6 protein-coding genes are annotated in these 4,858 nt (G+C 50.2%); all 6 read right to left on the bottom strand.

The annotated features are described in order from the left end of the window. Window positions 1-349: SDR family NAD(P)-dependent oxidoreductase (locus DBO31_RS06375; RefSeq protein ID WP_159897789.1), on the bottom strand; the 349-nt coding region annotated here is incomplete at its 3' end. Between the two features lie 11 nt (window positions 350-360). Beyond that, window positions 361-1,137: a TSUP family transporter gene (locus DBO31_RS06370; RefSeq protein WP_113855997.1), complete on the bottom strand. Its 777-nt coding sequence runs from the start codon at window positions 1,135-1,137 to the stop codon at window positions 361-363. Window positions 1,138-1,150: 13 nt separating this feature from the next. Then, window positions 1,151-2,464 (bottom strand): divergent polysaccharide deacetylase family protein, encoded by a 1,314-nt coding sequence (locus tag DBO31_RS06365; protein ID WP_150824725.1) that lies wholly within the window; start codon window positions 2,462-2,464, stop codon window positions 1,151-1,153. Between the two features lie 88 nt (window positions 2,465-2,552). Next, the gene (locus DBO31_RS06360; protein ID WP_075582283.1) at window positions 2,553-3,707 is read right to left on the bottom strand and encodes a glycosyltransferase; all 1,155 of its coding nucleotides are present in this window, start codon (window positions 3,705-3,707) and stop codon (window positions 2,553-2,555) included. Between the two features lie 111 nt (window positions 3,708-3,818). Beyond that, a complete protein-coding gene (locus DBO31_RS06355; RefSeq protein ID WP_059077406.1) occupies window positions 3,819-4,097 on the bottom strand; it encodes an HU family DNA-binding protein in 279 nt (92 codons plus the stop codon). A gap of 27 nt (window positions 4,098-4,124) precedes the next feature. Next, window positions 4,125-4,858 (bottom strand): nucleoside triphosphate pyrophosphohydrolase (mazG, locus tag DBO31_RS06350; protein WP_150824724.1); only part of this gene is annotated, 734 nt, incomplete at its 5' end.

The following is a 4,858-nucleotide window of genomic DNA, read 5'->3' as shown; positions in this document are numbered from 1 at the left end:
TACCGTAGACATTGGTGGCAAACAGGCTCTCTACGTCCCTGGCCGCAACATTTTCCAGCAGTTGTTCTTCATAATACCCGGCCGATGTTACCAGCCCGTCCAGCCTGCCAAAATGATGCAGTGTCTCCTGAACGATACGGCAGCACGCTCTCTCGTCGCTTACATCTCCCGGCACAAACTGGCAGGAACCGGGAAGAGACTGAAGATGTGAAAGAGCTGCCCGGCCCTTTGCGACATCCCGTCCATTGATGACGACACCGGCCCCTTTTCCCAGGAGGATCCGGGCCGTTGCCAGACCAATACCGGACGTACCGCCACTGATGAGAATGACTTTATCTTTCCAGTCCATACGCATACACCTCAGAATAGTCCTAAATACTGCAGAATCAGTTTGCCTATGAGCAGCGTCGTCACAGTCATCATGACGACGCGGACGAAGCCGCTGCCCCTGCGGATAGCCATACGGGATCCAAAAAAGGCGCCGATGAAAATGCCCAGAGCCATAGTCAGTCCATAAGCATACAGGACTTTTCCCGAATAGATGAACAGGCAGAACGCCGTAACATTGCTCACAAAATTCAGCACCTTGGCATTGCCGGCAGCAACGACGAAATCAAATCCGATCATGGCAAAAGCGATGATCAGGAATGTTCCCGTGCCCGGCCCGATAAAACCATCGTAGATACCGATGGCAAAGGCAAAAGCCACAGCCTGGATCAGCTTTTTCTTCGTTTCTCCCGTATAGGTACTGGCCGCCCCAAGGTCCCTGCGGCTAAAGACGAAAATAGCTACGGCTACCAGTGCAGCAATAACCAGGGGCTGAAGCACGGCTGCCGACATATGAAGCATGAGCAGGCATCCAAGGGCAGCCCCGATGAACGTAAATGGCACGAGTTTCTTCATGAGACCCGTATCTACTTTTCCAGCCCTCATGAACTGGACGGTACTGATACCGCTGCCAAAGGTGGCAGCAAATTTATTGGTACCGATGGCATAATGGGGCGGCATCCCCATGGCCAGAAAAACAGGCAGGGAAATGAGTCCCCCTCCGCCGGCAATGGAGTCGATGAATCCCGACAAAAAGCCTCCGCACAATGTAATCAGCAAATACTCCCAGGAAAGGGAAAGAAAATCCATATTCAAACGACTCCTATTCCATCAAATCCGTGGCAAAGACCAGGTCGATGCCTTCATTATGCAATTCGTCTATCATTTCACTGATGGCCTGTGCCGTATTCCAGCGGCAATGACCGATTACGATGGCACTGCCGTTTTCACGGGCAATTTGTCCAGCCTGGCGCAGGCGGCTCTTGACAGCATCGACGCTGGCATCGTTGTCGATAAACAGGTTATTGCGGCTTGTCACGACACCCATGGCCCGGGCCGTCTGTTCCCCAACAGATGTACTATTAGTGCGGCTGTCCAGGTATGCCAGGCCGCGGCTGTTCATGACCTGCATGACATCTTTCATGATCCGGCTGTCTGATGTTGCCAAAGACCCCTGATGATTATTCATGCCGATGGCATGGGGTACCTGATCCAGGATTTCATTGGCCGTAGCTTTTACTTTGCTGTCGCTCATATCCGTTCCGATATAGACCGATTCTGATGACGGAACTCCCTGGGGCTGCATGGGCATATGAACAAAGATCTGCCGTCCTGCCCGGTAGCCGCTGTCGGCACTTTCTGCTGTATGAGATTTATACGGCATGACGGCATAGGTCAGTGGAATGGGCATAGCATTGAACTGGTTCAGGATATCAAGGCTGCTTCCGCAGTCATCAATGACGATGGCCAGCCGTCCCCGTACTTCTGACGGATGCTGTTGGCCGGCCGTGCTCTTCTTTTCTTTCACACTGGCCAGGTCCTTATCTTTTGCGTTCAGCACGGCTTTCTTTACGGCATCTTGTGTTTCTTTCGCAGCTCCCGGTTCGGTGACATACAATTTTGTCACGACGAGATAGACCTGTTCCTTATCCAGCATGTCGAATAAGGCGATGTCATATTCTGTAATGGTACTGCTGCCAGCTTTTTTCGTATCCACCTGATACAGGACAGCTTTTCCTCCACTCTTGGCAAGTTCCCTTTCCAGACTTGTCCGCGAAAATTCTTTATCCGGTACGACTTCGACCTGTTTTGTCGTCCAGCGGATTTTCCCTCCTGTCGCCCGGCGGTTTTCTTCCCTGTTTTCTGTCTTCAGGACTGTCACTGAAGCATGTTGTGCCTTCAGCCATGTTTCCACGGCATCCTGCAGTTCGCTGGCCGGTCCGGTATAATCAGCATCGACACCATTATCCTGTACGCTGTCTATACGGGTCATTTCTTCATCGGCCTTTTTTTCCGTATTGCCGTTGAGAAACCACCAGGCCCCGGCACAGAGGGCGATGAGCAGCACCAGGACGGCAAGCGGTCTTGCCAGGGACGAACTTCCGGAAGAGCGCCGGCTCCGTTTACGTTTTATCATATGTCTTCCTCCATAGTAAAAAGCGGAGCCGCTTTCATAGCAACTATCTATGAACAGCCACTCCGGTTTCTCTCATTTCTGAATCAAATCAGGCTTTTGAATATTCTTCTGTCGTTATATCCAGTTCCGGCTCAGCACTGCCATGAAGCAGCTCCAGAACGCGCCGCCCTATGATCTGTGCCCCGTTGCGGTGGCAGGCAAGGCTTGATGCGGACATTTGCTGCAGTGTTTCCGGCGATCTGAGCAGCTCGGAAACAACCGCTGCCAGGTCATCTTTCGTTTTGACCCAGCGGGCGCAGCCCTTGCTCTGCATATAGGTGGCATTGGCTTCTTCCTGCCCGGGAATAGGACTGTACAGCACGATGGGCACCTGAACAGTAGCCGCCTCCGTGCAGGTCAGGGCTCCTGGTTTGGTAACCAGAAGGGAGGCCCGTACCATCAATTCCGGGATGTGATTGGTATAACCCAGGATTTCCACATGGTGATGCAGTTCCCGCCGCATCTGGCAGAGTTCATCGTACAAATCAGCATTATATCCTGTTACGACAGTAAAATCACCTACATCAGGAAGCTTATCCAGAACAGATAATGACTGGCGGATCGACCCCATGCCGAGGCCGCCGCCCATGATGAGGACGTTGCGCCGTCTTTCGTGGTCTTCATCCCAATGCCAGCGCTGCTGCTGGAAGGTATTGCGTACAGGAATACCGGAAACGACGATTTTTTCAGCCGCCACATGCTGCTCCATGAGCTGCTGTTTCAACTGGGACGTCGCTACACAGTACAGATCCATTTGCGGATAGACCCAGAGCTGATGGATGGTAAAGTCCGTAATGACGCCAACCAGGGGAATCTGCAGGCGGTGCTGCCGTTTCAATAAGACTGCCGCCCCTGCCGGGAATGGATGAGTAAAAACGATAATGTCGGGATTCTTGTCCGCCAGCACGCGCAACATACGGCGTTTCAATCCCCACGAAAAAAGTGTTTTCACTACCATGCCTTTTTTATAACCCTGGGAGGAATAATACATCAGATCATAAAGCATGGGAAATACATCGAGTATTTTCAAATACGTTTCCTTGACAATGTTGTCGATAGAAAGCACATCATTGGATATGAAATCAAAGTGTTCCACTTCGCATTCTGCCGGCAGGGTTTTCAGATATTCTTCTATAGCATGTGCTGCCTGAGTATGACCGCTCCCAATAGAAGCTGACATGATCAGCACTTTTTTCTTCGTCATCCTGATTCCCTCTTTCAGACGGATAGTCCTACTAAATTATATATCCATGGTACGACAAAATGCAAGAAAAGAAAAGAGCCGTTTCTGACTGCGGCTCTTTTTCTCATTGACTTATTTATTGTTAACCAGATCTTTGAGCTGTTTGCCCGCTTTGAATGCCGGTGTATTGGAAGCGGCAATCTTGATGGTTTCTTTAGTCTGCGGATTGCGGCCTTCCCGTTCTTTGCGGTGACGTACTTCAAAGGTACCAAAGCCGATAATCTGAACTTTGTCATCCTTCTGAAGGCTTTCGCTGATAGCTTCAAATACAGCTTTTACAGCTTTTTCAGCATCTTTTTTCGTGATATCAGCTTTTTCTGCTACACTGTTTACTAATTCGGTTTTATTCATTGTAAATCCTCCTTTGATTTGTTACATCTATCGTTTCCGTCTAACAGGAGTTCCCGCATCTTTTCGTTCTTCCCGCTTCGCCTTTTGCCAGAAGCCATCCAGCTCATCCAGGGAAAATTCAGACCAGTCTCTGCCCGAAGCACGGACACAATCCTCTACATAGGAAAATCTGCTGCGGAACTTGTTGTTAGCCCGATGTAACGCACACTCCGGTTCTATGTCATATCGCCGGCATAAATTGGCCAGAACGAACAGGACATCGCCTGCTTCTTCCTCCATATGATCCCTGTCACCTTCAGCCACGGCATCCAGGAATTCCTGCCATTCTTCGTGGACTTTGGCTACCACTTGTTCAGCCGTATCCCACTCAAATCCTTTTTTTGCAGATTTTTCCTGAAGTTTATAGGCGGCAAGGAGTGAAGGAAGGCCTTTGACGACTCCATCGAGAAGATGGTCGTGCTGCTGGCGTCGTTCGCTCTGTTTCAATCTATCCCAGTTTACCATACTCATATGCCTGTTTTCAAGGGGTTTATCCGTAAAAACATGGGGATGGCGGCGAATCATCTTCTTTGTTACATCGTTTACAATATCCTGTGCTGAAAAAAGGCCTTCTTCTTCAGCTATGCGGGCATGGATGACGACCTGATACAGAATATCGCCCAATTCTTCCCGGATACCTTCTATGTCGTTCTGATCTATGGCATCGAGCATTTCATACACTTCTTCGATGAGGAACCGTCGCAGGGTCTTGTGAGTCTGCC

It is taken from the genome of Megasphaera sp. DJF_B143 (genome assembly GCF_900320625.1).
Taxonomy (GTDB): domain Bacteria; phylum Bacillota; class Negativicutes; order Veillonellales; family Megasphaeraceae; genus Megasphaera; species Megasphaera hexanoica.
This window is presented reverse-complemented; position numbering and strand designations above follow the sequence as displayed.

Excerpts from the sequence above, each read along its gene's own strand:
- DBO31_RS06370 (WP_113855997.1), bottom strand. The coding sequence starts at position 1,137 with ATGGATTTTCTTTCCCTTTCCTGGGAGTATTTGCTGATTACATTGTGC.
- DBO31_RS06365 (WP_150824725.1), bottom strand. The coding sequence starts at position 2,464 with ATGATAAAACGTAAACGGAGCCGGCGCTCTTCCGGAAGTTCGTCCCTG.
- DBO31_RS06360 (WP_075582283.1), bottom strand. The coding sequence starts at position 3,707 with ATGACGAAGAAAAAAGTGCTGATCATGTCAGCTTCTATTGGGAGCGGT.
- DBO31_RS06355 (WP_059077406.1), bottom strand. The coding sequence starts at position 4,097 with ATGAATAAAACCGAATTAGTAAACAGTGTAGCAGAAAAAGCTGATATC.